At 70.8% G+C, this 24488-nt stretch carries 29 protein-coding genes; 17 read left to right on the plus strand and 12 right to left on the minus strand.

Annotation, left to right across the window (positions count from 1 at the left end):
• Positions 1-108: 108 nt before the first annotated feature.
• From NK718_RS00200 to NK718_RS00230, 7 genes are all read left to right on the plus strand, one after another.
• Positions 109-279, plus strand: coding sequence for a hypothetical protein (locus tag NK718_RS00200; protein ID WP_254737313.1), 171 nt, complete (start codon positions 109-111; stop codon positions 277-279).
• Positions 279-1427: a succinylglutamate desuccinylase/aspartoacylase family protein gene (locus NK718_RS00205; protein ID WP_254737315.1), complete on the plus strand. Its 1149-nt coding sequence runs from the start codon at positions 279-281 to the stop codon at positions 1425-1427. The genes NK718_RS00200 and NK718_RS00205 overlap by 1 nt, the downstream gene beginning before the upstream one ends.
• A 73-nt stretch (positions 1428-1500) precedes the next feature.
• On the plus strand, positions 1501-2025 hold the full coding sequence (locus NK718_RS00210; RefSeq protein ID WP_254737317.1) for a hypothetical protein: 525 nt from the start codon (positions 1501-1503) through the stop codon (positions 2023-2025).
• A 40-nt stretch (positions 2026-2065) separates the two neighbouring features.
• Positions 2066-2566, plus strand: a complete 501-nt coding sequence (locus tag NK718_RS00215) for a DUF6644 family protein (protein ID WP_254737319.1) — start codon at positions 2066-2068, stop codon at positions 2564-2566.
• Positions 2566-2979 (plus strand): c-type cytochrome, encoded by a 414-nt coding sequence (locus tag NK718_RS00220; RefSeq protein WP_254737321.1) that lies wholly within the window; start codon positions 2566-2568, stop codon positions 2977-2979. Before NK718_RS00215 ends, NK718_RS00220 begins: the two co-directional genes overlap by 1 nt.
• A 55-nt stretch (positions 2980-3034) precedes the next feature.
• On the plus strand, positions 3035-3295 hold the full coding sequence (locus NK718_RS00225; protein WP_254737323.1) for a hypothetical protein: 261 nt from the start codon (positions 3035-3037) through the stop codon (positions 3293-3295).
• Positions 3292-3936 carry a hypothetical protein gene (locus NK718_RS00230; protein WP_254737325.1) on the plus strand — a complete coding sequence of 215 codons (645 nt, stop codon included), beginning with the start codon at positions 3292-3294 and terminating at the stop codon, positions 3934-3936. The genes NK718_RS00225 and NK718_RS00230 overlap by 4 nt, the downstream gene beginning before the upstream one ends.
• A gap of 13 nt (positions 3937-3949) precedes the next feature.
• Here NK718_RS00230 and NK718_RS00235 read toward each other — a convergent pair whose 3' ends face one another.
• The 3 genes from NK718_RS00235 to nirK all read right to left on the minus strand — a co-directional run bounded on the left by NK718_RS00235 (position 3950) and on the right by nirK (position 7566).
• On the minus strand, positions 3950-5710 hold the full coding sequence (locus tag NK718_RS00235; RefSeq protein WP_254737327.1) for an ABC transporter ATP-binding protein: 1761 nt from the start codon (positions 5708-5710) through the stop codon (positions 3950-3952).
• Positions 5711-5848: 138 nt separating this feature from the next.
• Positions 5849-6226, minus strand: coding sequence for a hypothetical protein (locus tag NK718_RS00240; RefSeq protein ID WP_254737329.1), 378 nt, complete (start codon positions 6224-6226; stop codon positions 5849-5851).
• Positions 6227-6432: 206 nt separating this feature from the next.
• Complete coding sequence (nirK, locus tag NK718_RS00245) at positions 6433-7566, minus strand: copper-containing nitrite reductase (protein ID WP_254737331.1); 1134 nt, start codon at positions 7564-7566, stop codon at positions 6433-6435.
• A 248-nt stretch (positions 7567-7814) separates the two neighbouring features.
• Here nirK and NK718_RS00250 point away from each other — a divergent pair, with 248 nt between their 5' ends.
• Positions 7815-8507: a Crp/Fnr family transcriptional regulator gene (locus NK718_RS00250; RefSeq protein WP_254737333.1), complete on the plus strand. Its 693-nt coding sequence runs from the start codon at positions 7815-7817 to the stop codon at positions 8505-8507.
• An 18-nt stretch (positions 8508-8525) separates the two neighbouring features.
• Here the strand turns inward: NK718_RS00250 and NK718_RS00255 are convergent, their stop codons facing one another.
• Together NK718_RS00255 and NK718_RS00260 are read right to left on the minus strand one after the other, a co-directional pair.
• Positions 8526-8738 carry a DUF1858 domain-containing protein gene (locus NK718_RS00255; protein ID WP_254737335.1) on the minus strand — a complete coding sequence of 71 codons (213 nt, stop codon included), beginning with the start codon at positions 8736-8738 and terminating at the stop codon, positions 8526-8528.
• A 169-nt stretch (positions 8739-8907) separates the two neighbouring features.
• On the minus strand, positions 8908-9357 hold the full coding sequence (locus tag NK718_RS00260; protein ID WP_254737337.1) for a Ros/MucR family transcriptional regulator: 450 nt from the start codon (positions 9355-9357) through the stop codon (positions 8908-8910).
• 367 nt (positions 9358-9724) lie between these two features.
• Here NK718_RS00260 and NK718_RS00265 point away from each other — a divergent pair, with 367 nt between their 5' ends.
• The 3 genes from NK718_RS00265 to NK718_RS00275 all read left to right on the plus strand — a co-directional run bounded on the left by NK718_RS00265 (position 9725) and on the right by NK718_RS00275 (position 11677).
• Entirely contained in the window at positions 9725-10183 is a 459-nt protein-coding gene (locus NK718_RS00265; RefSeq protein WP_254737339.1) for a Ros/MucR family transcriptional regulator, read from the plus strand.
• A 202-nt stretch (positions 10184-10385) separates the two neighbouring features.
• Positions 10386-10823: a VOC family protein gene (locus NK718_RS00270; protein WP_254737341.1), complete on the plus strand. Its 438-nt coding sequence runs from the start codon at positions 10386-10388 to the stop codon at positions 10821-10823.
• A gap of 11 nt (positions 10824-10834) precedes the next feature.
• Positions 10835-11677: an aldo/keto reductase gene (locus tag NK718_RS00275; protein WP_254737343.1), complete on the plus strand. Its 843-nt coding sequence runs from the start codon at positions 10835-10837 to the stop codon at positions 11675-11677.
• On the opposite strand, the gene NK718_RS00280 is transcribed toward NK718_RS00275, so the two are convergent.
• Positions 11678-13843, minus strand: a complete 2166-nt coding sequence (locus NK718_RS00280; RefSeq protein ID WP_254737345.1) for a family 1 glycosylhydrolase — start codon at positions 13841-13843, stop codon at positions 11678-11680. It lies immediately after the preceding gene.
• Positions 13844-14040: 197 nt separating this feature from the next.
• On the opposite strand from NK718_RS00280, the gene NK718_RS00285 reads away from it, so the two are divergent.
• The gene (locus tag NK718_RS00285) at positions 14041-14244 is read left to right on the plus strand and encodes a hypothetical protein (RefSeq protein ID WP_254737347.1); all 204 of its coding nucleotides are present in this window, start codon (positions 14041-14043) and stop codon (positions 14242-14244) included.
• A gap of 32 nt (positions 14245-14276) precedes the next feature.
• Here NK718_RS00285 and NK718_RS00290 read toward each other — a convergent pair whose 3' ends face one another.
• From NK718_RS00290 to NK718_RS00310, 5 genes are all read right to left on the minus strand, one after another.
• Positions 14277-14984: a DUF2270 domain-containing protein gene (locus tag NK718_RS00290; RefSeq protein WP_254737349.1), complete on the minus strand. Its 708-nt coding sequence runs from the start codon at positions 14982-14984 to the stop codon at positions 14277-14279.
• A 7-nt stretch (positions 14985-14991) separates the two neighbouring features.
• Complete coding sequence (locus NK718_RS00295) at positions 14992-15756, minus strand: NAD-dependent epimerase/dehydratase family protein (protein WP_254737351.1); 765 nt, start codon at positions 15754-15756, stop codon at positions 14992-14994.
• A 17-nt stretch (positions 15757-15773) separates the two neighbouring features.
• The gene (locus tag NK718_RS00300) at positions 15774-16769 is read right to left on the minus strand and encodes a glycosyltransferase family protein (RefSeq protein WP_254737353.1); all 996 of its coding nucleotides are present in this window, start codon (positions 16767-16769) and stop codon (positions 15774-15776) included.
• A 35-nt stretch (positions 16770-16804) separates the two neighbouring features.
• A complete protein-coding gene (locus NK718_RS00305; RefSeq protein WP_254737355.1) occupies positions 16805-17875 on the minus strand; it encodes an NAD(P)/FAD-dependent oxidoreductase in 1071 nt (356 codons plus the stop codon).
• Between the two features lie 106 nt (positions 17876-17981).
• Positions 17982-19853, minus strand: coding sequence for a hypothetical protein (locus NK718_RS00310; RefSeq protein WP_254737367.1), 1872 nt, complete (start codon positions 19851-19853; stop codon positions 17982-17984).
• Positions 19854-19901: 48 nt separating this feature from the next.
• Here NK718_RS00310 and NK718_RS00315 point away from each other — a divergent pair, with 48 nt between their 5' ends.
• The 5 genes from NK718_RS00315 to NK718_RS00335 all read left to right on the plus strand — a co-directional run bounded on the left by NK718_RS00315 (position 19902) and on the right by NK718_RS00335 (position 23598).
• Positions 19902-20372: a GtrA family protein gene (locus tag NK718_RS00315; protein ID WP_254737380.1), complete on the plus strand. Its 471-nt coding sequence runs from the start codon at positions 19902-19904 to the stop codon at positions 20370-20372.
• Positions 20369-21211 (plus strand): sugar phosphate isomerase/epimerase family protein, encoded by an 843-nt coding sequence (locus NK718_RS00320; protein ID WP_254737382.1) that lies wholly within the window; start codon positions 20369-20371, stop codon positions 21209-21211. The genes NK718_RS00315 and NK718_RS00320 overlap by 4 nt, the downstream gene beginning before the upstream one ends.
• Positions 21208-22005 carry a glycosyltransferase family 2 protein gene (locus tag NK718_RS00325; RefSeq protein ID WP_254737384.1) on the plus strand — a complete coding sequence of 266 codons (798 nt, stop codon included), beginning with the start codon at positions 21208-21210 and terminating at the stop codon, positions 22003-22005. The genes NK718_RS00320 and NK718_RS00325 overlap by 4 nt, the downstream gene beginning before the upstream one ends.
• 72 nt (positions 22006-22077) lie before the next feature.
• Positions 22078-22830: a DUF1028 domain-containing protein gene (locus tag NK718_RS00330; protein WP_254737386.1), complete on the plus strand. Its 753-nt coding sequence runs from the start codon at positions 22078-22080 to the stop codon at positions 22828-22830.
• A gap of 75 nt (positions 22831-22905) precedes the next feature.
• The gene (locus NK718_RS00335) at positions 22906-23598 is read left to right on the plus strand and encodes an AAA family ATPase (RefSeq protein WP_371877184.1); all 693 of its coding nucleotides are present in this window, start codon (positions 22906-22908) and stop codon (positions 23596-23598) included.
• Positions 23599-24009: 411 nt separating this feature from the next.
• On the opposite strand, the gene NK718_RS00340 is transcribed toward NK718_RS00335, so the two are convergent.
• The gene (locus NK718_RS00340) at positions 24010-24429 is read right to left on the minus strand and encodes a hypothetical protein (RefSeq protein WP_254737388.1); all 420 of its coding nucleotides are present in this window, start codon (positions 24427-24429) and stop codon (positions 24010-24012) included.
• Positions 24430-24488: the final 59 nt, after the last annotated feature.

The raw sequence follows: 24488 nt of genomic DNA on the forward strand, positions 1-24488 counted from the left end.
GCATGAACGCAGCATCGCACGGGATTGTTGATGACGCGCGCACTTGCCGTTGTCAGGCGCGCGCGGCGAGGCCGCGCCCTTTGCCGGCCCCTTCCAGGCTCTTGAGACATGAAAGGTCCGCCGATGGAGCTCGGTGTGATGTACGCCTATCGCCTGCTGGCCCTCGCCGTCGCGGCGATGATGCTGGTGGTGATCTGGCGCGCCCGTAACTGGCGCGACCAGCTCTTCGCCACGCTCGTCTTCGTGCCGTTCGTCCTGCGCGGGCTGGGGATCAAGTGATGGCGGTCGGCGACATTCTGTCCACGCACCGGGCCGCGCTCGGCTTCATGGCGCTCGGCGCGGCGCTCGCCATCTCGGCGGGCGCGGTCTTCCAGTCGATGCGCCAGCCCGAGCCGATCGTGGCCGGGCCGGGCGTCACGCGGCAGTCCATGCTGGGGGACCTCGCGCCCAGCCTGGCGGGAGGCCCAGGCGACACGCCCGTGTTTGAACTCGTCGGCGCGGAGCCCGGCCCGACCGTGATGATCCTCGGCGGCACGCACCCGCAGGAGATCGCGGGGATGATGGCGGCGGTTCTGCTGGTGGAGAACGTCACGGTCAAGAAGGGCCGGCTGATCGTCGTGCCGCAGGCCAACCGCAGCGGCTTCACCCACACCGACCCGATGGAAGCCTACCTGCACACCTTCGAGGTTCCCACGCCGGGCGGCACGCGCTGGTTCCGCGTCGGCATGCGGCTGACCAACCCCGCCGACCAATGGCCGGATCCCGACATCTTCGTCCACAAGCCGAGCGGAGAGGGCATGGTCGGCCACGAGCAGCGCAACCTCAACCGCGTCCACCCGGGCTCCGCGACAGGGTGGCTTACCTCGCGCGTCAGCGCCGCCCTCACCGGGCTCGCCGGCCAGAGCGACGTGGTGTTCGACCTGCACGAGGCGCAGCCCGAATACCCGGTCATCAACATGATGGTGGTGCACGAGCGCGCCTTCGAGACCGCCGCCACGGCGGTCGGCAACCTGGAGGCGCGGCGCATCCCCATGGGCCTCAGCGCCTCGCCCAAGAACCTGCACGGCCTCAGCCATCGCGAGTTCGGGGACTTCACCAAGGCCGAGGCGATGCTGGCGGAGAGCGCCAATCCGGCGATGGGGCGCTTCCGCGGCCGCACCAGCGACGACCTCGTGGTCGGCGGCCATGACGCCAACTACGAGGCGGCGGCGCGGCTGGGACGCCTGTTCGTGAAGTTCGACCAGAACGGCTGGCCGCTGAAGCTGCGCGTGGCGCGCCACGTCGCGGCGATCGAGGAGGTCATCAACGCCTATAACGAACTCAACCCGGACAAGCAGATCGTGGTGGAGAACATCCCCGCCTACAAGGACATCAACGACAAGGGCCTCGGCGCCTTCCTGAAGCCGCCGCCCGCGACGAAGTCGTAGGCGGGGGGGAGGGGACGCGCGGGTCCGCCGGAAGCGGGTCCGCCGAGGACGCAAGAGGGCCGGAGACGCATCAATGTGGAACGCAATGCGCACTTTCGAAGCCGGGGACTTTTCGTCCTGGCTGCGGGAGGGCAACTTCATCATCGAGCCCTTCGCGACCTACTACGTGCTGCTGGGCTTCCACGCCATCGGAATGGCGGTCGTGGTCGGCATCTGCTTCATGCTGAGCTCGCGCATCCTCGGCTTCCAGCTGGTCGTGTCGATGGCCGCCGCGCGCCACATGCTCCGGCTGGCGTGGTGGGGCTTCTGGCTGAACCTCGCCTCCGGCGTGCTGCTCATCCTCGCGCAGCCGCGCCGCGAGTTCATGACAGAGCTGTTCTGGGTGAAGATGGCGGTGATCGTCTGGGCCGTGCTGGCGATGCGGTCGATGGGGCGGGGGCTCGCCGCCGTGCGGCCGGTCGCCGACGCCCGGGGCGGCGTGGTCGAGCTCGCGCCGTGGAGCCTGCGGGTCACCGCGCTGATGGTCGATCTCGGCTGGCTGCTCGCCATCGTGAGCGGGCGGCTGGTGGGCTACACGCAGCCGCCGCCGCCGCTGTGAGCCGCGCGCCCGTGTCGGACCCGTTCATCCAGAGGCGATCATGATCATGAATCCCGCGCAGCTCGAGTGGTTCAAGCAGGCCTGGCCCGGCCCGCTGGTGCGCTCCACGAGCTGGTTCTTCTCCTTCGGCGAGATCCTGCACTTCATCGGCCTGTGCCTGCTGCTGGGATCGCTGCTGGTCATCGATTTGCGGCTGATGGGCTTCTTCAAGAAGCTGTCGGTCAGGTCGGTGCTGTCCTTCCTGCCCTACACGCTGTTCGGCTTCCTGCTGAACGCGGTGAGCGGCTGGATCTTTTTCACGTCCAACCCGGCCTCCTACATCGAGAACCCGGCCTTCCTGCTGAAGATGGGGCTGATCGCGCTGGCTGGCGTCAACGCGCTCGCCTTCACGCTGCTGGAGCACCGCCGCATGTTGCTGATCGGACCGGGGGAGGACACGCCAGCCCTGTCCAAGGCGCTGGCTGCGAGTTCTCTGCTGCTGTGGTTCGGCGTGCTGCTGCTCGGGCGCTGGCTGCCGATCTTCACGGTGGGCACCAATTGATGCGGGCGCGGACGGGGTGCGCCGCCATCGCGATCGCAGCCGCCGTCATGGCGACCGGCGCGGCGCGGGCCGAGCCGGAGGCGGGAGACCCCGTGGCCGGCAAGGACGTGTTCGAGCAATGCGTCAAGTGCCATGCCGTGGGGCCAGACGCGGCAACCAGCAACGCCGGCCCTCGCCTCAACGGCGTGGTCGGACGTCGCTCGGCGGGCGACAAGGAGTATAATTACTCGCCGCAGTTCCGCAGCGCGCGGCTCACCTGGGACGTGGCGACGCTCAGCCGCTTCCTGAAGGCGCCGAAGAGCACCGTGCCGGGCACGCGCATGCTCTTCAACGGGCTGGCCTCACCGGCGGAGATCGCGAACGTCATCGCCTACCTCGCGCAGTTCGACGAGGCGGGCGCGGTGAAGAAATGAGCGGGCGGCAACGGATCGGGACGGATGTCCCCCGAGGGCGGAAGGACGACGCAGCATGATCGCAATCGGACTCGTGGTGATGGCCGTCGGGGCGGCGCTGGTCGGCCTCTTCGTGCATGTGATCCTGAACGTCCAGCCGGTGTGGTTCCCGGGCGAGGCGGCGGCGCGCGGCGGCGCGATCGCCCCGCGTGGGCCCGCGCCAATGTCGCACACGCTGTTCGGCGTGCTCGTCGCGGCGCTGTTCTTCGGCGGCGTGGCGCTGTTCAGCCTCGGCAGCGCGATCGTCGGGACGACGATGGGCTACGGGCACGGGTGACGGCGTCGCCCGGCTCGCCGCGCCGCAACCGCGTCTCGCCGTTCGGTGACATCGAGGCGACGCCGGCGCGCGGCCTGCTGATGGGCAATCGCGGCATTCTGCACGACGACAAGGGTGAGCTGGGCCGAGCGCGCTGGCGGAGCCGGGCCTGGATCTCCTGCGTGCTCGCCTACAAGGGCGCGAGGCGCGCGATCATGTCGCCGGGCAGCTATACGGAACTGTTCTTCTGCGACGAGGCGGTGGCGATGGCCGCCGGGCACCGCCCGTGCGCGCTGTGCCGGCGCGCGGATTTCGAACGCTTCCGGGCAGGCTGGGCACGCGGCCCCGGCGAGGGCCGGGCAGAGCGCGCCTCTACCATCGACGCGCGTCTGCACGCCTCGCGGCTCGACGCGGCGCGGCGGCCGGCGCGCTTTCCCGCCCGCCTGGGCGACCTGCCGGACGGGGCGATGGCGACGCGCGCGGGGGACCCGGGAGTGGCGTGGCTCGTGCGGCAGGGCGGCGTGCGGCGCTGGTCGCACGACGGCTACGGTCCGCGCGAGGACGCCGACCCCGGCGAAACCGTGACGGTGCTGACGCCGCGCCTTCTCGTGGAAGTTTTGCGGGCCGGCTACACGCCGCTGCTGCACCCCTCCGCGGGGTGAAGCGGCGCGCCGCTCACGCGGCGGAGCCGAACTGCAGCTGGTAGAGCCGCGCGTAGAGCCCGTCGCGCCGCAGCAGCTCGGCGTGCGCGCCCTGTTCGGCGACGCGGCCGTGGTCCAGCACGTAGATGCGGTCCGCGGCCGCCACCGTGGCGAGCCGATGCGCGATGATCAACGTCGTGCGGTTCTTCATCAGCACCTGCAGCGCCTTCTGGATGGCCGCGTCGGACTCCGCGTCCAGCGCCGAGGTCGGCTCGTCGAGCAGCAGGATCGGCGCGTTCTTGAGGAAGGCGCGGGCGATGGAGACGCGCTGCCGCTGCCCGCCCGAGAGCTGGCCGCCGAACTCGCCGACCCGCGTCTCGTAGCCGTTCGGCAGGCGCGTGATGAAGTCGTGCGCCGAGGCGGCGCGCGCGGCCTCGATCATCTCCGCCTCGCTGGCGCCGGGGCGGCCGCGCAGGATGTTCTCGGCGATGGTGCCGTCGAACAGGAAGACGTCCTGGCTCACCAGCGCGACCTGGTCGTACAGGCTCGCCGCGGTGACGCCGGCGAGGTCGACGCCGTCGATGTCGACGCGGCCGGCCTGCGGCGTCCAGAACCGCAGCACGAGGTTGAAGACGGTGCTCTTGCCGCTGCCCGACAGGCCCACCAGGGCCGTGGTGCGGCCGGCCTCCGCGACGAGGTCGACATCGTGCAGCACCGGCGCGGCGGGATCGTAGCCGAAGCTCACGCCGTGGAAGCGCACCTCGCCGCCGGCCACGGCGAGCGGCGCGGCGTCCGGCGGGTCGACCACGACGGGGCGGCTGTCGATCATCTCGTAGAGCATGCGCACGCCCACCGAGGCGGCGGCGAGCGTGAGATTGAGGCGCGCCAGACGGCGGGCGGGATCGGTCGCCATCAGCAGGGCGGTGATGAAGGCGAAGAACTCGCCCGGCGTCGCGCCGGTGTAGATGACGCGCCAGCCGCCGTAGAAGATGACGCTGGCGACGGCGACGCCGCCCAGCGTGTCGATGAGCGGCACGGTGCCCGCCTGCACGCGCGCCATGCGGTTGGCGAGGCGTTCGACGCTGGACACCGAGTCTTCCATGCGCGCGCGCATCGTGTCCTCGAGGCGGAATGCCTTGATGACGCGGATGCCGTGCACCGTCTCCTGCATGGTGGCGACGATGGAGGCCAGCGAGGCGACCTCGCGCGAGAACAGCTTGCGCACCAGCTTGAGCAGCCGCGACAGCGCCAGGAACAGAACCGGCATGCCGATCAGCGCGATGGCGGTGAGCAGCGCGTCCTGCGAGAGCATGACGGCCAGCAGGCTCGCCAGCGTGAACAGGTCGCGCCCGAGCGAGGTCGCCACCAGGTTGAGCGTGACGCTGGCCGCCTGGGCGTTCTGGGTGAGGCGGGTGATCAGCTCGGAGGAGGCGTGCCGCTGGAAAAAGGCGAGGTCCTGCCGCAGCATGGTGTCGAAGATGCGCCGCTGCATGGTGGCGACGATGTTGTTGCCGACGCGCGCCAGCAGCACTTCCTGCCCGTAGGAGGCCGCGCCTTTCAGCGTGTAGAGGGCCACCACGGCGCCGCAGATGACCCACATGTACCAGGGGTCACGGTCGACGAAGACCTTGTTGATCAGATCCTTCATCAGCCAGGCGCTGATGCCAGTGGTGACGGCGACGATGGCCATCAGCGCCAGCGCCACGGCGTATTGCGGCGCGAAGCGGCGGAAGTTCTCCGAAACGAGCCGCCTCAGGACGGGCAGGTCCGGGCGACGCGGCTTGATGGGCTGCATGGGCCTTCCGGGTTGGGACGCCGCGGGGCGGCGCGCCGTGTCATACCGGCTGGCGCGGCGCGAGACAATGTGGAGGCCCAACCCGCGGGCCCGCCGCCGCGCCGACCCCGCCCGCGTCGACGCCCGATTCCGCTTCCCTTACTCCTCCCGCGCCAGCTCCGCCAGGGCGTCGGCGCCGGCGGTGGCGGCTTGGGCGAGGTCGTGGAAGAGCAAAGAGAGTTCGAGGAAGACGCTGCGGTCGGTCTCCTCGCTGGTGAGGTGATCGAGTTCGTCGAGCAAAGCGAGGATGGCGGCGGCGTCCTCGCGGCGGGCGCGGGCTTCGGCGAGGGCGCGGCGGGCGGCGCGGCGCGTCTCCTGCGTGGCGAAGCGGCGCAAGGCCGCGTCCAGCCGCTCGCGGCATTCGCAGTCGAGCCCGGCGTGGCTCAGCACGGCGCGAAGGCGTCCGGCCGCGCCGGCCGCGCCGGGGGCGTCAGGACCGGCGGAGCGGCGGGCGGGGGACGAACTGCGGGCGGACATGCCGGGCTCCATAGGGCGGTGGCGAAAGGCGCGCCGGCGGACGGCCGGTTCCGAAACGGACATGCCGCGCCCGGGGATGGGGGCGCGGCATGGGTGGGGCGCGGGCGCGCTCAGGGACGCCGACCGCCCGGTCGCAGCGGGGGCCGGCGACGTCGCCGACGCGAAACCCGCCCGGGGGGAACCGGGCGGGTCCGCGCGTCGAGGGCTCAGTGGCCGCCGGTGGACATGGCGGACTTGGCGGGGTTGTGGTCGAGGAACACGTCGGGGTTGTTCGGTCCGTCAACCTTGAGAATGCCGACCAGGCCCTTCTCCATGCGGCTCAGCGCGTGGTCGACCAGGACGTAGTTGCCGGGCACTTCGAGCTTGAACTCCACGGCGGAGGCGCCGCCCGGGGGCACGGTGATGGTCTGCACGTCCTTGGTGACGCCGCTCGTCATCGAACCCATCGGGTACACCTTGTCGAAGATCTCGCCGATGACGTGGAAGGACGAGGTGTAGTTCGGGCCGCCGACCCCGAAGAAGATGCGCACCGTCTCGCCGACCTTGGCGCTCAGGGGCTTCTCCTTCGACAGCGCGCCCACCGCGCCGTTGAAGACGAAGAACTCGGGCCGCTCGTTGACCAGCTTGTCATAGCTCTCGGAGAGCTGGCCCTTCGCGCCGATCTTCTCCTCGGTGTAGATCTCGCCCTGCATCACGTAGAACTCGTGGTCGACCTTCGGCAGGCCGCCTTCCGGCTCCACCAGGATCAGCCCGTACATGCCGTTGGCGATGTGCTGGGAGACCATCGGCGTGGCGCAGTGATAGACGTACAGGCCGGGGTTCATGGCCTTGAATTCGAAGCCGCGGCTCTCGCCGGGGGCCGCTTCGGTCGCCCGCGCGCCGCCGCCGGGGCCGGTCACGGCGTGGAAGTCGACATTGTGCTGCATGATGCTGTCGTCGGCGTTGCGCAGCGCCACCTCGACCGTGTCGCCGACCCTTACGCGGACGAACGGGCCCGGGACCTTGCTGTTGAACGTCCAGTACTTGTAGGTCGCGCCGTCGGCGAGCTTGCCTTCGACTTCGGTGGTCTCGAGGTCCACCTTCACGCGGCGGGGGCCGACTGCGGTGATCGGGCCGGGCAGGTCGGTCGGGTCGCGGACGATGCTCACCGGGCCGGCGGGAACCTGGGCCGGGGCCGGCTGCGTGGCCGGCGCGGCCGCCAGAACGATCGGCTTGCCGTGGTCGTGCCCGTCATGCGCCAAGGCGGCGAGCGGGGCGGCCATCCAGGCGGCGGCGGCGACCAGCGCCGTCATCGCGACGGTCGCGGCGAGGGGGCGGCTGGCGTTGCGTTCGGTGAACATCGTCATCTCCATCGGTTGATGAGGAGTGTTTAGTCCCGACCCCGCCACCGCTCTTTGTCGCACTGCAAACAGATTCCACATCCGTCAATCGCGACCCCGGCTTCGGACCGAAACGGCTCACGCGCGCGTTCCTTCGCAGCGCGGCGGCGCTGGGCGCGACTTGACCTCCGTGCCCCGTCACGCATAGCTGCGGACGACGGACCCGCGCGTCCGTCCGCTCCCCCGGCGCACAAGGAAAGGCGCGACACGTGTCTCCGCTCGACCGCTCCCTCATCGCCAACCTGGCGATCTTCTCGCCGCTTTCGCCCGCCGAGCAGGACGAGGTGATCCACGAGGCGCGTTCCGTGCGCTACCCCAAGGGCGCGGCCGTGTTCGAGCAGGACACGGAGGCGACCTCGTTCTTCGTGCTGCTGCACGGCAGCCTGCAGGTGGTGAAGCTGACGCCCTCCGGCCAGCAGGTGGTGGTGCGCTACGTCTCGCCGGGCGAGCTGTTCGGCATCGCGGTGCAGATGGGCCGCGCCAGCTATCCGGCCTCGGCTCTCGCCGTGGTCGACAGCGTCGCGCTGGTGTGGCCGTCCTCGGCGTGGCCGACGCTGCTGGCCCGCGCGCCCGGGCTCGCCGGCGCGGCGCTGCACACGGTCGGCAGCCGCCTCGCCGACGCGCACACGCGCGTGGTGGAGATGTCGACGGAGGAGGTGGAGCGGCGCGTCGCGCACGCGCTGCTGCGGCTCGTCAAGCAATCCGGCCGCAAGGTCGAGACGGGGATCCAGATCGACTTCCCGATCAGCCGGCAGGACGTCGCGGAGATGACCGGCACGACGCTGCACACCGTCAGCCGCATCCTCAGCGCCTGGGAGGACCAGGGTTTGGTCGAGGGCGGCCGGCAGCGCATCGTGGTGCGCGATCCCCACCGCCTGTTCATGCTCGCCGAGCGCAAGTAGCGCCCGGCGAGACTCGCCTCAGGCGGGCTGCACCTCGGCGGCGACGGCCCGCAGCGCCGCCAGGAACACCGGCAGCTCGGTCTTGTGCTCGCGGCAGGCGTCCTCGACCGTGTGGAAGCAGGCGATCGGGCAGCCGACGCACATGAACTTGTATTTCAGGAAGACGGCGATCGTCGCGGGCTGCCGCCGCATGACGTCGTCGACCAGGCAGTGGGATGTGATGAGGGGCATGCTCGCCTCCATTTTGAAGAGGCAGAATATTGCGAAAGGACGAGCCGGTCTTTGTCGTAGCACAAGCAGGCGTTGCGTCCGCAGCGGCTCCCGGCGGCGGGGCGGCGCAAAAAAGAGGCCCGGCGAGGGCTTCCAAACCCGCCGGGCCGCAATCGACGTCTTCGCCGTGTCAGGCCGATTTCTTGGCGGGCTTGCCGCGCGCGTTTTTGCGGCGCTGCTGGCCCAGGCCCATGGTGCGGGCCAGCGCCGAGCGGGCAGCCGAGTAGTTCGGCGCCACCATCGGATAGTCCGGCGGCAGGCTCCACTTGGCGCGATATTCTTCCGGAGACATGTTGTAGGCGGTGCGCAGGTGCCGCTTCAAAGAACGGAACGAGCGCCCGTCCTCGAGGCAGACGATGTAGTCGGGATGCACCGACTTCTTGACCGGCACGGCCGGTTTCAGTTCGGGCGCTGGCTGCGGCTCCGCGACGCCGTGCTGGATATTGGCGAGCGCGCGGTGAACCTCGGTGACAAGACCCGCGAGCTCGGCCGACGCCACGGAATTCTTGCTGACATAGGCGGCGATAATCTCGGCGGTGAGCTCGACGACGTTTGGCGATGCTTCGTTTTGGTGGTCCATTCCTCAAGGCCCCCTCAGGCTCAAGCTTGAACCTCACTTTCGTAATACAAGTTTAAGGTGCTGTCCATTTTGGACACCAAAGTCTTGCAAAAATTTCAATCGGGCGCACGCTTCCGGACGAAAGTAACCTCGCCGGCCCGTACAGGGCGCGCCGGGAAGGATCGGCGGAGGTAAGGCCGGCACGTGCAATGCCGGATCGGCGCCGGACGGAGCGCTCCCGGGGAGAGGACGGGACATTTAATCGCCGTTGCTCCCGGTGCGGAAGTCCAACAACGCGGCGAAATTTTTACTCTAACCACACTATCGGATGAACTTCGGGCGGAGTTTCCAAGTTGAGGGGTGATCACCCCGGAGGGAGGGCGCCGCCATGGACGATTCGAATCATTCCCAGTCGCACATCGTCGAACTCGCCGCCGAGATCGTCTCGGCCTATGTCAGCAACAATACGGTCGCGTCGGGGGAATTGGCGGGGCTGATCGACAACGTCCATCGCGCCCTCTCGGGCTTGCGCAACGGCCCCGAGGAGCCCGCCGCCGCCGAGCTGAAGCCGGCCGTGCCGGTCAAGAAGTCGGTGCATCCCGACTACATTGTCTGCCTGGACGACGGCCTGCACTTCAAGTCTCTGAAGCGGCACTTGCGGACCGCGCACGACATGTCGCCTGCCGAATACCGCACGAAGTGGGGCCTGCCGAAAGACTACCCGATGGTGGCCCCCGGCTACGCGGCCCGGCGCTCCGACCTCGCCAAGTCGATCGGCCTCGGCCAGCCACGCGCCAAGCCGCCGGGCGGCGAGGCCGAGCCGAAGAAGGCCCGCAAGGCGAAATAGCTCGGACGCGACGTCGGCCGGCAAGCCAGGCCGACGGTTCGGTTCCATCGCGCGCCGGCGCCTCCTGGTCGGGACGGGCCGCTTCGGCCCGCGTATAGTCGCACCGGGCCGCCACCTTGGCGGGCCGCGCGCGCGAGACCTCCCCCACCGCGCGTGCTCGCTCGCCCTGCGCTCCGGCCGGGCAGGAATTCGGAGACCCATCATGAAATCTGTCGTGGGCATCGGCCACGTCGCCATTCGCGTGAAGGACGTGGACCGGACGCTCGCCTTCTATGTCGGCCAGCTCGGCTTCAAGGAGATGATGCGGCTCGACCGCGACGGGCGGCTCTGGCTGCTCTATCTGCGCATCACCGACACGCAGTTCCTGGAGGTGTTTCCCGATGGCGAGGGCGAGCGCGCCTCGGGCAAGGAGGCGGTGGGCTACAACCATCTCTGCCTGGAAGTGTCCGACATCGAGGCGGCGGTCGCCGAGCTCGCCGCCGCCGGCGTCGCGCTCACCGCGCCGCTGAAGACCGGCGCGGACGGCAACCTTCAGGCCTGGATCGAGGACCCGGACGGCCACCGGATCGAGCTGATGCAGATGGCGCCGGACTGTTTGCAGGCGCAGGCGCTGGCCCGCATGCGCGCCGACCGGGTCTGAGGAGCCGTGCCATGAGCATCACGGGCCAGGAGCATCGCATGACGACCAGGAACGGCATCCCCGTGATGGGGCTTGGAACCTACCAAAGGCTGGGACCGGAGGGCTGCGAGGCGATCCGCGTGGCGCTGGAGATCGGCTACCGCCATCTCGACACGGCGCAGAGCTACGACACGGAGGAGAACGTCGCCGAGGCGATCCGGCGCAGCGGGGTGCCGCGCGGGGAGGTGTTCATCACCACCAAGGTGGCGACGACCAATCTGGCGCGCGGCGCGTTCCTGCCGTCGGTGGAGAAGAGCCTGAAGCGGCTCGCGACCGAGCGCATCGACCTCACGCTGATTCACTGGCCCTCGCCCAACGACGCCGTTCCGTTCGAGCATTACATCGAGGATCTCGGCACGGCGCAGGAGCGCGGCTGGACGCGGCTGATCGGCGTCTCCAACTTCCCCATCGCGCTGCTGAAAAAGGCCGAGGCGATCCTCGGCAAGGGCCGCCTCGCCACCAACCAGGTGGAGGTGCATCCCTTCCTGCAGAACCGCACGCTGCGCGACTGGTGCGACGGCGCGGGCATCTCGGTCACCGCCTACATGCCGCTGGCGAAGGGGCGCGTCGCCGCCGATCCCGTGCTACGCGACATCGCCGCCGCGCGCAACGCGACGCCGGGACAGATCGCGCTCGCCTTCCTGCTGCAGGAAGGGCTGATCGTCATCCCCGCCTCGTCGCGCCGCGACAACCTCGCCGCCAATTTCGCCGCGACCGGCATCGTGCTGTCAGCGGAGGAGATCGCCCGCGTCCGCGCGCTCGACAGGCATGAGCGGATGATCAACCCCGCCTCGCCGCCGGCCTGGGACCGGTAGTCAGCTCGCGGCCACCCGCAGCTGCGCCGCGCGCCACGGCGTCTCGCACTCGCGCATGTAGCGCTCCAGCGCGCCATCCAGGCCGGGCATCAGCACGCCGCGCGCGCTGGTCAGCGTGGTGTCCGCGGGGGCGCCGCCCAACTCGGCTTCGACGACGAGGTCCGGATCGAGGCCGGCCAGCCGCGCGGCGCGGCGCGCCAGCTCGGCCCAGGAGAGCGAGCCGGGCGTCGCGAGGTGCCAGACGCCGCTCGCGTCGTCGATCAGCAGGTTCAACGTCTCGTGGACGAGGTCGGGGACGTAGGTGGGCGACACGACGTCCGCCCCCGCCTCGAAGCGCCGGCGACGGTCGAGCGTGTTCAGCGCGGCCCAGACGAAGTTGTACCTGTCCCATGGGCCGAAGAAGGCGCTGGCGCGCACCACCAGCGCGCCGGGGTGCGCCGCTAGCACGCGCCGCTCCGCCTCCGCCTTGCTCGCCCCGTAGACGGTCGTGGGGTTCACCGGGTCGGTCTCGACATAGGCCCCGCCCTTATGGCCGTCGAACACGAGGTCGGACGAGAAGGTCACGTAGGGAATGCCCAGCTCCGCGCAGGCCTCGGCGAGCATGGCCGCGCCGTCGACGTTCTCGCGGAAGCAGGCGTCGCGCGCGGTCTCGGCCTCCGCCACGCGCACGAAGCCGGCCGTGTTGACGACGGCCCATGGCCGCGCGCGGGCCAGCGCGGCGCGCACGCGGGCGCGGTCGGCGATGTCGAGCTCGGCGCGCGAGGTCAGCATGTGTTCGAGCCCGCGCGCGTCGCAGATGCGGGAGAAGGCGCGCCCGAGCGTGCCCGTCGCGCCCGTCACCAGCAATTGCCGCGGGGAGCCGACCAGCCGGCAGGCGCTCCGGTGGTCGCGCGGCCGCCGGTAGAAACGGTCGGCGCGCTTCCACCATCCGGCACGATCGAGCACGGGGTGGTCGTAGCTGCCGGTCCTGGCGAGACCCTCGGTGGCGTGCGCCAGGGCGGTGCGGCGCGGCGCCTGCCCGCGAACGTCGAACAATCCGGGCTCGTAGAAGCCGTCGCGGCGGGTCAGCAGCGAGTTCCAGTCCACCGCGCCGAGGATCGACCAGGCGGTGATGGCGCGGATGTCCGCCCCCTCGGCCCTGACGGTCTCGGCGGCGTTCCAGACTTCCACGAGCCAACGCAGCTGGTCGTCGCGGCTGCAGCCGTGGTGGACCTCCGTGACCGCGACGGGCCGCCGGTAGCGCTCCCACACCTCGCGCAGCCGCGCCGCGGGGCCGAGATCGGTGTGCGGGATGGGCATCCTCACCGCCTCGGCGTCGGCGTAGCGGTGCGTGTGGTTGCCGCCGCGCAGGTTCTCGGGATAGCGCTCGACGCGCTCGTCGAGGTAGCGCTCGCTGGTGAGGTAGTGGTTGACGCCGATGATGTCGGGGGCGGCGTCGCCGGGCAGGAAGAACTCCAGCTCCTCTTCGCCGATGCCGTGGTCGACGAGGATGCGCCACCACTCGTGGTTGCGGTCCACCATGCCGCAAAGCAGGTCGAAGGTGAGCCAGCGCCGCGAGTTCTCGTGCGCCGCCTGGTAGGCGAGCAAAGGCGTCGAGAAGGTCTTGCCGAGGTCGTCCGTCTGCACGAGGCGGGCGTCGGGCCGCACGGTGCGGATGGCGCGCATGGCCAGCACGGTCGCCTTGCACTCCGTCACCAGCGCGCGGAGGAAGGCGCGGTACGAGCGCTCGTGCGGGTACCAGTGGCCGTAGAGGGCAGCGAAGCGCGCCGTGGTCAGCGGCTCGTTGACGGGCGTGTAGAGCTCGAGGTGCGGGTAGCGCTCGGCGACACGCAGGGCGTGCGCGGCCAGCAAGGTCGGCCAGTCTGGGTCCAGCAGGTGGGTGTAGCGCGGCCCCGAACCGTGGTGGCAGAGCCCCGCGATGGCGCGGACGCCGAGCGCCTTCAGCCGTTCCAGCCTCTCGTCGTGCCAGGTGAAGTCGGCGCGGGCCGGGTCGTCGGGCGAGATCGTCTCCCACAGAACCGGGTACCGGAGGGTGGAAATGCCGAGGTCGGCGATGAGGTCGAGGTCTTCGATGCGTCCGGCGTGTCCGGTTTCTCCGGTCTGGTCGCGAAACGTGTCGCCGATGCGGACCACGGTGCATTCCAGGCCGCCCCACATTTCTATCATTTTGTCGGCTCCGTCCCTGGCGCCGGCCACACGACGTCCCCCAAGCCCCCCGGCCGGCAAGCCCGCGACAACCTCTCAGGCCGGTGAGGGTTCCCGCCGCCGTCGCCCGACCCATGCGGTTCGCGCATGAACGATCCGCCCGTTCCGGCGTTCAAGCGAGTGAGGCCCCCTGGTGCGGCGGCCCAGCTGGAGGCGTCTTGAATCCGAGTTCCACACCTGATGCGCATCGCCCGCGCTTCCATGCGCGCGGCCTCGTCGTCTATGTCGCCGCGCTGGCGTTCTGCGTGTTCGGGCTGCCGTTGGTGGCCCGCGGCCTCCAGCCTGTCGACCACTGGCTGATGAAGCGCGTGACCGGGCCGGCCGCGATGGCGGAGGCGCGGCCGCAAGGTAACCGCTACTGACGGCAACCGCTACTGACCGCGGCCGCCCACCTTCAGACATGGACGTCGCCATAGGCGAGCTCGCCCTGCGTGCGGTAGCGCCACAGCGCCGCGACGAGCAGCGCGGCGTAGAACAGGCATACGGCGGAGATCACCGTCCAGCCCGCGAACGGCCCCAGCGCGGCGTTTTCCAGCACGTCGCGCGTCGACTGCACGAACTCCGCCTGGCCCGCGCCCGGCTGCAGTTTCGACGAGGTGATCTTCAGGATCCAGGCGAGCAGCAGGATCAGGAACAGCCAACCGTAGTTGCGGCGCAGCCGGCGCGAGAACGCCTGGCGCTTGGAGATTAGGAAGCAAGGGCGGCGCAGATCTTCGCCCAGCGCGTGCGACCAGTCGGGGTCGGGGTCCGGACGCGGCGCGAGCCACTGGGCGTAATAGTGGCGCTCGAGCCGGCGCACGCGGGCGCGGTAGACGTCGAAGAAGCGGTAGCGCCGGGCCTCGATGGTGAGCAGCAGCATCACCAGCAGCATGGCGAAGAGCAGCACGCCGTGATGGGCGGTGGGCGTCGACAGCGACACCGACAGCATGGCGGCGACGACGGTGATGGCCCAGTTCGTGGTGCGGTCGATGCGGTCGCGCCAACCCGCCATCCGGGCGATTTCCGCCCGGTGATAGTGGGCGAGAACCGTCAGGGCCTCCGCCGGCGTGCGCGGGGTCGGAGGCGCGACGCTTTCGCCGGTTCTGTCGACTGGCGCGTTCACATCCCGGTCATCCCTCGCCGACGAAGCGTCCCATTTCGTCGAACACGGACGCGGCATCCATCATATAGCCGTCGCGGCCATGATACAGCGGCGCGTGGCGCGTGCGCAGCCTGTAGCGCGGGGCCGGTTCGCGCGCCGGGCCGACCGCAGCGCCGGGGAAGAAGCGGTCGACGACGGCGCGCATCGACACCGGCTCGGTGAACAGGTTGACGAGGCCGAGCCCGGCGTCCCGCGCAACCTCGATGTCCTCCCACAGGCGACGGACGGGATACCACTGGAACTCCGCCGCCGGGTTGATCGCCTCGACCATGTTGCCGTGCATCAGGTCGAACAGCGCGTTCTTGGCCAGGTTCGGGCCGAAGAGCGCGGGCAGGCGGACGACCAGCGAGTCCTCGAAGCGGCCGCGCGCCCATTCCTCGAGCTTCAGCCGGTGGCGGCCATAGGCGTGGTTCTCCTCGCCGCTCGGGTCGACGTCCTCGTCGGCCGGGACGGAGGGGTCCGGATAGACGTCGATGGTCGAGATCAGCACGAAGCGTTTCGCGCGGACAGTCTCCAGCCGGCGGATCAGCGCCGCGATGGCCGCCCAGTCCTCGTCCGGCTGCTTGTTGGCGAGCCACTTCTTGGCGGACACGCCGGCGCAGACGATCTCGTCGAAGGTCTCGCCCTCGATGTCCTGGATCGAGCCGGAGTTGTAGCGCGCGGCGAAGCGGTCCGGGGCGTCCAGATTGGAGCCGACGAACCCCGTGTGGCCGATCAGGGCGCGACGGACCATTCAGGCCTCCTTGCCATTCAGGCTTCCTTCCGGGCGAGGTCGGGCGCGCCGAGCTTGTACGCGCCATGCTCGTCGGTGACGTTGAGGCGCGTCGCACGGCGGCTCAGCGGGCTGCGCAGCTCCCGCGCCACGACGTGGCGGCGGCGGGGCGACAGCGCGCCGTGAATTTGCAGGACGTATTCGGATAGTAGGCCGAACATCAGCGACAGCATGACCGTGACGAACGAGATCTGCAGCGACAGCGTCGTCCAGCCCGGCTGCACGTCCTTGCGCCACAGATAGACGCCCACCGTGTAGAGCGAGTAGAGGAAGCCCAGCGTGCAGGCGAGCAGCGCCAGCAGCGTCACTACGCGCAGCGGCACCGTGCTGGATTGCAGGAACAGGCGCACCGCCTTGGCGCTCGACTCGCGCAGCGTGCGGTCGATCTCGCCCTTGTCCTCGTAGTCGCAGTCGACGATGCGCGTCGGGTAGCCGCCCGGCAGCACCGTGGACTTCAGCAGCATCTCTCCGTCGAAGCGATTGACGATGTGCATGGCGGCGGCGCGCGAGAACAGCCGCAGCGGCGCGGGGCGCGGCTCCAGCCTTGTGCCGTTGAGGCGGTCGTACACGCGGTAGAAGACATCCTGCAGGGCGCGGTAGAAGCGCTTGCTGCCCGGGCGGCGACGCCACTGGCCGATCACCACCTCGTCGCCGGGCTCGAATTCGTCGAGGAAGCTGTCGAGCACGCGCAGTTCGTCGGCATCCGGCGTGGCGAACAGGGCGAAGTCGCTGACGGCGTTCTCCAGGCCGACGAGCCGGGCCACGTCGCTGTCGGTGCGCTGTGGCAGGAACAGGGCGGTCGAGTCCGGCAGGCTCTCGACCACGCGCGCCACGACGCGCGCCACGTCGTCGGAGACGCCGTTGGCCACGATCATGAACTCGACGTCGGTGAAACGCCGCTCCAGCATCGCCGCCAGGCGCTGCATCAGCTCGGCGTCGGGCGGCGTCGACTCGACGAGAACGACGACGCTCACCGACGCCCCGATGGGGCTCGTTCTCGGCATCATCGTCATAGCGTCGTCCGGATGGTTTCGATCACGTCGTAGACGTTGTCGATCTTGGAGCCGAGGATCGAGACGAGGCGCGGATTGTCGGGATGCGCCTCGTAGAGCACCGGGCGGGCGTCGTCGTCCTCGTGGCGGCGCAGCACCGCCTTCACGTCGAATATGGAACGATGCAGGCGGGAGCGGGCCAGGCCCGGCATGTAGCGCGCGGCGTCGCGCAGCATCATCGTCGCGTTGGAGCGCCGGGGCGCGTCCATCGCCTGGCCGGGATCGATCCACGAGGCCTGCGGCGTGTAGCGGACGTGGCTCAGCGTGTGCAGGCCCGCGGCCGGGAACGGCATCACCGAGAAGAACGGCCCGTCCATCACCGTGACGCCGGCATGGGCCAGCTCCGGCGGCGGCTCGATCAGCGCCATTTCGGCCAGCTCGCGCTTCACGGGCGTCGACACGCCGCAGCCGGCGGCGTCGATGGCGGCGTAGGTGCAGTTTAAAACCGCGTCCGCCAGCACGGATTCGACCGGGCCGGACTCGCGCGCCAGCGACAGCTGGGCCGGCGGGCCGGCGGCCTCGACATGGGCCGAGCACTCCAGCGCCAGCGTCACCCCGGCGGCGTGGAGGTCGCGGCGCAGCCGGGAGGCGATCAGGCTGGCGTCGAAGGCGGCTTCCTCGACCTCGAAGGCGTCGTCGATGAAGTCGGGGTCGAACAGCGGGGCGAGCCGCGACCAGGCCGGCCGGCACGGCGCGCCGATGCCGTCGCAGAAGCGCTGGAACTGGTCGGCCGTCACCCGGGACCCCTTGGCGATGGCGTAATATTTCCGCATGCCCCGCACGATGGCGAAGCCGTATTCCTCGCAGAAGCGGGGATAGTTCTCGCGGGCGCGCTGCGCGGTGGGGAAGGAGCGGGGGTAGTGGTAGCCGTTGTGAACGCGCGCCTGGTTCACGAAGGAGGCGCGCCGCATGATGTCGCGCTCGCGCTCGACAAGCAGCACGCGGCGCAGGCCGAGCTGGCGCAAGGCGAGCGCCACCCGGCAGCCGAAGAACCCGGCCCCGATCACCACACCGTCCCAGCGCGCCATCGCACCCCCTTTGACCGCGGCGTCGCCGCGCGCGTCGGCACGCGGCGCGCGTCCGGCGCCCGCGTCCACCATCCGACAATGCTTCAGCACCGGATTGTTTCCATTCTCAGCGCAGGTCGATGAGCCACGAGACGCCGTCGGCGAGGCGCACGCGCGGGCGCATGGCCGGGCTCTCGACGAAGCGGCGGAAGGCGCACTCGCCCTCGTACATGCGGCGATACCATTGGGCGGGGTCGTCGAGGCGGGCGCAGGCGTCGTCAGGGTCGGCGGTCGTCGCCAGCACGAAATCCACCCCCGCCCCGCGCAGATAGGCGCGCACCGCCTCCGGATCGTCGGCCGGCGGCCAGAACGGATCCGGCCCGGCGCGGCCCGGCTGGTCGTCGATGAGGATGCGGTTGCGGCCCATGGGAAGCAGGTAGGCGCGCGGCCAGTAGGCAACCAGCGTCGCGCCTTCCGGCAGCGCCGCCGTCACCGCGCTCGCGGAGGCGAGTTCGGCCGGGCTGGGCCGCACGGCGGCGTAGCGCGGAGCCAGCCGCGCGTCGAAACTGTCCAGCAGCGCCTGCGGCCCGACCGCCCATACGCCGGCCGCGGCCGACACCGCCGGCAGCATGGCGGCTGCGACGAAGGGCGAGCGGCCGGCCCGCGCCATCGCGAAGGACGGCGCGCGGGGCCAGCGCGCCGTCGCCAGGACGGCGACCGGCAGAGCGATGGAGAAGGAGAAGCTGTAGCGCAGCAGCGCGATGCCTTCGGTCGCCTGGGCGATCGCCAGCGCGGCGACCGCGACGGCGCACCAGCCGAGAGCGTTCCGCGCGCAGCCTTCCCGGTCGCCCTCTCGCCATCGCCCCACCACTCCCGCCAGCGCCGCCAGCGTCGCGAGCAGCAGGCCCGGATCGGTCGCCAGCGAGTCGAGGGCGCCGGCGAGCTTTTCGGCCAGCGTGCCCGCCACGAAGGCGGCCCCGTCATGGCGCGAGGCGTGGACGCCGGGGCCGAGCAGCGGGAACAGCGGCGTGCCGCTCGCGCCCTGCAGCACCAGTGCAAAGGGCACGAGCGCCGCCGCCATCGCGAACGGCGCCAGAAGCGCGGCCCAGGGCGCGCGCCGGCGGCGCAGCTCGCCCCACGCCTCGACCGCGCACCACGCGCCGAGCACGGCGAGCGCGAAGGGGAGGGAGGTGGCGCGGAATGTCGCCGCCGCGCCCGCGAGCAGTCCCATCTCGACCGCGCGCTCCGTGCCGAGCCGGCGGCCGCCCGGCGGCGCTGTCTCCACAAGGCGCAGCATCATCAGGCTGGCGAAGGCCGCGGGCAGGAGGATGGGAATGGTGTTCTTGATCGGCGAGGCGGCCGCGATGAAGCCGGCGAACAGGGCGAGCACGGCGAGCCCGGCCAAAGCCGGCGTCCGGCCGGCGCGCACCCGCTCGACGACGAGGAGCCCGATCAGCGCCAGCCCGAGCCCGGGGTCGACGGCGCTCAAAGCCTCCGGCCCCGCCAGGCTGTCGAGCAGGCCCGCGAGCGGGAAATGGCCGCCATAGGTGAACAGCCGCCGCTCGCTGAAAGGCTGCGCCAGGCTGGTGCCCGCGTTCGCCACCTCGCGCATGAAGGCGACATAGGCGTAGCCGTCGTCCACCGCGTTGAACGAGGGCGGGAGCGCGAGCAGCGCGAGCAGCGCCAGGCCCAGCACGCCGGCGACCAGCGTCCACCCCCGGCCTGGAGGCGTGGCGGAGACTCGGCGGCGCTCCGCCAGCAGCGACACGACGCCCAGCACCGCCAGCATCGCCACCGCCGCGCCGACCAGAGCCGCGCCGGCGACATCCGCCGCCATGGCCACGCCCCCCGCGATCGTCAGCAGCGCCGCGCCGCGCGTGGCGCGGGTACCCGTCCCGTCGCCTTCGGGGCCCTTCAGGCCCGCCGCGCGGCCCAGCGCGTCGGCGCCCAGCGCGGCGAGAAGGAACGCAAACAGGGCGAGCACATTGACAACCAGCATCCAGACCTCATGTCGGCGCGCGCGGCGGCCGCGTTTCCGGGGAGCTCCATGAATCGAAGCGGGACGTCGGCGGGACGAGACGAACAGGGCCGGCCCGGATCCGGGGCTGACAGGGGCCTGCTCGCCAAAGCTTTGCGCTTCGGCGTTGTCGGCGTCGTGTCGAGTTTCTTCTACGTAGGCACGATGGCCGCCTGCGTGGACGGATTCGGCACGAGTGCAACTCTCGGCGCGGTCGCCGCGTTCCTCGTCGGCACCGCGATTTCCTATGTCGGGAACACGCTGTGGTCGTTCGGCGCGCAGGCCAGCCCCGGCAACGCGGGACGATTCCTCGTCGTCACACTGGCGGGGCTCGGCCTCAATCTCGCGCTCGCCTGGACGCTCGAGACCGCCGGCCTGCACTACCTCGTCATCGCCCTCGTCATCCTGATGATCGTTCCCGTGTTCAATTTCGTCTGTCACAACGCCTGGACCTACCGGCCCGCCGGGGACGCCTCGCCGGCGCGGAGCCGCTCGGCTTGAGCGTCGCCGCCGCGCGTCCCCGCGCCCGCCTCGCCGTCTCCAACATCGCCTGGCCGCGCGAGGCGTGGCGGGACGCGCTCGCGCTGCTGCGGGATCTCGGCGTGGAGGGCGTCGAGCTCGCGCCGATGAACGTCTTTCCCGCCTGGGACGACGCCCTGCTCGACGCCGCCGCGGGCCTGCGCGACGACCTCGCCGGCCGCGGGCTCGCCGTGCCGGCGCTGCAAGGCTGGCTGTTCGGCGTCGACGGGGCCGCCCTGTTCCGCGGACCGGAGGCGACCGAGGCGTTCGTCGCCCACTGCGCCAAAGTGGCGAAACTCGCCGGCGCGCTGGGCGCGTCGGCCTGCGTCTACGGCGCGCCGCGCAGCCGCGACCCCGGCGTGCTCGCGCCGGAGGCCGCGTGGGAAGAGGCGGTCGCCACGCTGCGCCGCGTCGCGCCCCTGTTCGTGGAGGTCGGCGCTTCGTTGGCCTTCGAGCCCAACGCGGCGCGCTACGCCTGCCGCTTCGTCACCGGCACCGACGAGGCGATCCGCCTCGTGCGCGAGGTCGACCGGCGCGGCGTCGCGCTGCAGATCGACACCGGCACGGTGTTCCTGGAGGACGGCGATCCCGCGGTTCTGCCGCGCGCCGCGCCCTGGGCCGCGCATCTGCACGTCAGCGAGCCTGACCTCGCGCCGCTCGGGACGTCCGGCGTCGACCACGCGCCGCTCGGCGCGGCGCTGGCGCACTCGGGCTACTCGGGGTGGGTGTCGATCGAGATGCGCGCCACGCCGGAGTGGCGCGAGAACGTGAGCCGGGCCGTGGCGCTCGTGCGCCAGCATTATGGAGACGTGTTGCAATGAGCGCCCAGCGCGAGGACACACGCGAGCTGCCGGCCTTCGAGGCGCGGAGCCTGGGGACGAAGAAGCACGCCCACGCTCTGGTGATCCCGGTCATCAACGAGGGCGAGCGCATCCGCGCCCAGCTGCGGCGCATCGCCGAGGCCGCGCCGCGCGTCGATATCGTGGTCGCCGACGGCGGCTCCACCGACGGCTCCCTCGACGACGCCGTGCTGCGCGAGACGGGCGTGCGCGCGCTGCTCGTCAAGACGGGGCCGGGCAAGCTCTCGGCGCAGCTGCGCATGGCCTACGCCTGGTGCCTCGACGAGGGCTATGACGGCATTGTCACCATCGACGGCAACGGCAAGGACGGCGTCGAGGCCATCGACGCCTTCGTGGCGAGGCTCGAGGAGGGCTACGACTACGTGCAGGGCTCGCGCTACAAGCCGGGCGGTGCGGCAGTGAACACGCCGTTCGACCGCGAGGTCGCGGGCCGCCTCATCCACGCGCCGCTGATCAGCCTCGCCGGGCGGGCCTGGTACACCGACACCACCAACGGCTTCCGGGGCTATTCGCGCCGTTATCTGCTCGACTCCCGCGTCCGGCCGTTCCGCGACGCGTTCGACCGCTACCAGCTGCTGTTCTACCTGTCCGTGCGCGCCGGCCAGCTCGGCTACCGGACGTGCGAGATCCCGGTGCGGCGCGCCTATCCGGCCGGCGAGCCGGCGCCCACGAAGGTCAGCGGCGTCAAAGGCCGCTTCGCCATGCTCGGCGAGCTCTTTGCCGTGGTGGGCGGGCGTTACCACCCGCCGGCCTGAACGGCGCGGTTTCCGCGTGACAGCGGCGCGCCCGGATGCACAATCCGGGCGAACGCGTGAGGAGACCGCCGCATGACATGGTCCATCGTGGCCCGCGACCCCGAGACGGGGGCGCTGGCCGTCGCCGTGACGACCTGCGCCTTCGCCGTGGGCGCGCGCGTGCCCTACGGGCTCGGCCTTGTCGGCGCCATCGCCACCCAGTCCTATGTCAGCCCGTTCTACGGTATCGACGGCCTGCGCTATCTGCAGGAGGGCCGCTCCGCTCAGGAGGCCATTGACATCGTGCGCGCCGCCGACCCCGCCTCGGCGCAGCGGCAGGTGCACGCCATCGACCGCTGGGGCCGCACGGCGGTGTTCACGGGCGAGGACTGCGTCGACTGGGCCGGCTGCCAGGCGGCGGAGAACGTCTCCGTCGCCGGCAACATGCTCGCCGGTCCGCAAGTGGTGGAGCGCACGCTGGAGACGTGGCTCCAGACCCCCGAACTCGACTTCGACGACCGGCTGCTGACCGCTTTGGAGGCCGGGCAGGCGGCCGGCGGCGACAAGCGCGGCAAGCAGTCGGCGGCGCTGAAGCTGTGGACCACGGAGGTCTATCCGGCGATCGACATCAGGGTCGACGACCACCCCGAGCCCCTCGTCGAGCTGCGGCGGCTGTGGCGCGTGGCGCACCAGCGCTACGTGCCGTTCCAGGCGGCGGGTCCGACCCGGCTGCGTCCGGCCGGCATCCAGGACCGCGCCTTGCTCGACGAGGCCACCAGCGCCTACGCGCGCGACTGGAACGCCCGGCACCCCGAGACGCCGTCCGCGCCCGAGCCGGTGGGCTGAGCGCGACCGGCTTGACGCTGGCCGTCATGCCGTCATGCTGCGATGCAATTCCGGCGCATGGGAAGGGGGCGGGCCGTGATCATCTGCGTGGGAGGCACCAAGGGCGGCACGGGCAAGTCGACGGTGGCGACGAACCTCGCCGTCATGCTCGCGACCGCCGGCCGCGACGTCCTGCTGATCGACGCCGACGAGCAGCGCACGTCGGTCGACTTCACCAACATGCGCAACCAGAACCGCGCCGACGGAGCGGGCTACACCTGCATCGCGCTGTCCGGCCGCGCGGTGGTGACCGAGACGCGCCGCCTGTCGCCGAAATACCAGGACATCGTCATCGACGTGGGCGGCGGGCATTCGGCCAGCCACCGCGCCGCTTTGGCCGTGTGCGATCTCTACCTCGTGCCGCTGGCCCCGCGCTCCTTCGACGTGTGGACGCTCGACAAGGTGGCCGAACTGGTCGAGGAGGCGCGCGTCACCAACCCTGATTTCCGCGCCTGCGCCTTCCTCAACCGCGCCGACGCGGTGGGGGCGGAGAACACGGCCGCGGCCGAGATCATCCAGTCTCAGCCGGCCGTCGAGCTGCTGAAGGCGACGCTCGGCAACCGCAAGTCCTACTCCCGCGCCGCCACCGCCGGCCTCGCCGTCGTCGAGCTGCGTCCGCAGGACCCCAAGGCCAGCGACGAAATGCGCGCGCTCGCCCGCGAACTCGGCCTCGGCATCTCCGCGCGCAAAGCCAAGCCCAAGGCGAAGTCCGCCCGCGCGGGGGCGTAGAGCCCGGAAAAGCTCGTGGCCCCGGACACCCTTCCGCTTTCGCTTCGGGGTTCCGGGGGCGGGCGGACTGGCGTCCGTCCCTTTGGGTCGGCGTCGGGTCGGGCGAAGGCCCGCACGCCAAATGGTGGGCGCAAGCCCGCCCCGTCCCCGGACTGCCGGAGCCTTCGGCGGAGGCAAATCCGGGGCCTAGCGCAATCTGTTCGCGCGAAGCGCGTCACTATGAAAAGGCTGATGAAGCGCCGCTGCGCGGCATCATCCATGCGCTGGATCCCGGATGCCCCTCCGCAAACGCTGCGGGGCTCCGGGAACGGGCGGACTGGCGTCCGCCCTTTGGGTCGGCGTTCCGGGGGCGGGCGGGCGAAGGCCCGCCACTTAGCGAACCGAAGTCCGCCCTCCGTTAGGTTCCGGCGCTCAGGCGACCGGGCGCAGGTCGGCCTGGACGGCGTGGGGGCGTTCGTCGCGGGCGAAGACGAAGGCGCGGGTGAGGTTGGCGAAGAAGCACAGCGTGCCGGCGAACCAGAGCAGCGAGGCGGCGATGGCGAGGCCCGGGTTGTCGTGCGCGATCGAGAGATAGATGCCGAGCGGAAACAGCACCGCGCTCGGCGCGGCGACCGCCAGATGCGCCGCCGCGAGGCGCGAGCGGCCGAGTTCGGGGTAGAGCTTGTAGACGATGCCGAACACCGCCAGCGACACGAAGCCGAGCAGGTTGATGTGCGCGTGGACCGGCGCGAACTGGAAGTCGTGCGCGATGCCCATGCCGATGCCCAGGCTGACGCCGACGATCAGGCAGGCTGCCGACAGAAGAAGGAAGTAACGGTCGACTCGGTTCATCAGGTCCTCCGGCGATGTATTAGCGTTCTTGTTGAACGGCGTTGGCCGGAGGACGTATT

Source organism: Alsobacter ponti (genome assembly GCF_024294805.1).
In the GTDB taxonomy this organism is placed as follows: Bacteria; Pseudomonadota; Alphaproteobacteria; order Rhizobiales; family Beijerinckiaceae; genus Alsobacter; species Alsobacter ponti.

Coding starts and splice junctions, on each gene's coding strand:
- NK718_RS00200 (WP_254737313.1), top strand. CDS start 109: ATGAAAGGTCCGCCGATGGAGCTCGGTGTGATGTACGCCTATCGCCTG.
- NK718_RS00205 (WP_254737315.1), top strand. CDS start 279: ATGGCGGTCGGCGACATTCTGTCCACGCACCGGGCCGCGCTCGGCTTC.
- NK718_RS00210 (WP_254737317.1), top strand. CDS start 1,501: ATGTGGAACGCAATGCGCACTTTCGAAGCCGGGGACTTTTCGTCCTGG.
- NK718_RS00215 (WP_254737319.1), top strand. CDS start 2,066: ATGATCATGAATCCCGCGCAGCTCGAGTGGTTCAAGCAGGCCTGGCCC.
- NK718_RS00220 (WP_254737321.1), top strand. CDS start 2,566: ATGCGGGCGCGGACGGGGTGCGCCGCCATCGCGATCGCAGCCGCCGTC.
- NK718_RS00225 (WP_254737323.1), top strand. CDS start 3,035: ATGATCGCAATCGGACTCGTGGTGATGGCCGTCGGGGCGGCGCTGGTC.
- NK718_RS00235 (WP_254737327.1), bottom strand. CDS start 5,710: ATGCAGCCCATCAAGCCGCGTCGCCCGGACCTGCCCGTCCTGAGGCGG.
- NK718_RS00240 (WP_254737329.1), bottom strand. CDS start 6,226: ATGTCCGCCCGCAGTTCGTCCCCCGCCCGCCGCTCCGCCGGTCCTGAC.
- nirK (WP_254737331.1), bottom strand. CDS start 7,566: ATGTTCACCGAACGCAACGCCAGCCGCCCCCTCGCCGCGACCGTCGCG.
- NK718_RS00255 (WP_254737335.1), bottom strand. CDS start 8,738: ATGCCCCTCATCACATCCCACTGCCTGGTCGACGACGTCATGCGGCGG.
- NK718_RS00260 (WP_254737337.1), bottom strand. CDS start 9,357: ATGGACCACCAAAACGAAGCATCGCCAAACGTCGTCGAGCTCACCGCC.
- NK718_RS00265 (WP_254737339.1), top strand. CDS start 9,725: ATGGACGATTCGAATCATTCCCAGTCGCACATCGTCGAACTCGCCGCC.
- NK718_RS00270 (WP_254737341.1), top strand. CDS start 10,386: ATGAAATCTGTCGTGGGCATCGGCCACGTCGCCATTCGCGTGAAGGAC.
- NK718_RS00275 (WP_254737343.1), top strand. CDS start 10,835: ATGAGCATCACGGGCCAGGAGCATCGCATGACGACCAGGAACGGCATC.
- NK718_RS00280 (WP_254737345.1), bottom strand. CDS start 13,843: ATGATAGAAATGTGGGGCGGCCTGGAATGCACCGTGGTCCGCATCGGC.
- NK718_RS00295 (WP_254737351.1), bottom strand. CDS start 15,756: ATGGTCCGTCGCGCCCTGATCGGCCACACGGGGTTCGTCGGCTCCAAT.
- NK718_RS00305 (WP_254737355.1), bottom strand. CDS start 17,875: ATGGCGCGCTGGGACGGTGTGGTGATCGGGGCCGGGTTCTTCGGCTGC.
- NK718_RS00310 (WP_254737367.1), bottom strand. CDS start 19,853: ATGCTGGTTGTCAATGTGCTCGCCCTGTTTGCGTTCCTTCTCGCCGCG.
- NK718_RS00315 (WP_254737380.1), top strand. CDS start 19,902: ATGAATCGAAGCGGGACGTCGGCGGGACGAGACGAACAGGGCCGGCCC.
- NK718_RS00325 (WP_254737384.1), top strand. CDS start 21,208: ATGAGCGCCCAGCGCGAGGACACACGCGAGCTGCCGGCCTTCGAGGCG.
- NK718_RS00330 (WP_254737386.1), top strand. CDS start 22,078: ATGACATGGTCCATCGTGGCCCGCGACCCCGAGACGGGGGCGCTGGCC.
- NK718_RS00340 (WP_254737388.1), bottom strand. CDS start 24,429: ATGAACCGAGTCGACCGTTACTTCCTTCTTCTGTCGGCAGCCTGCCTG.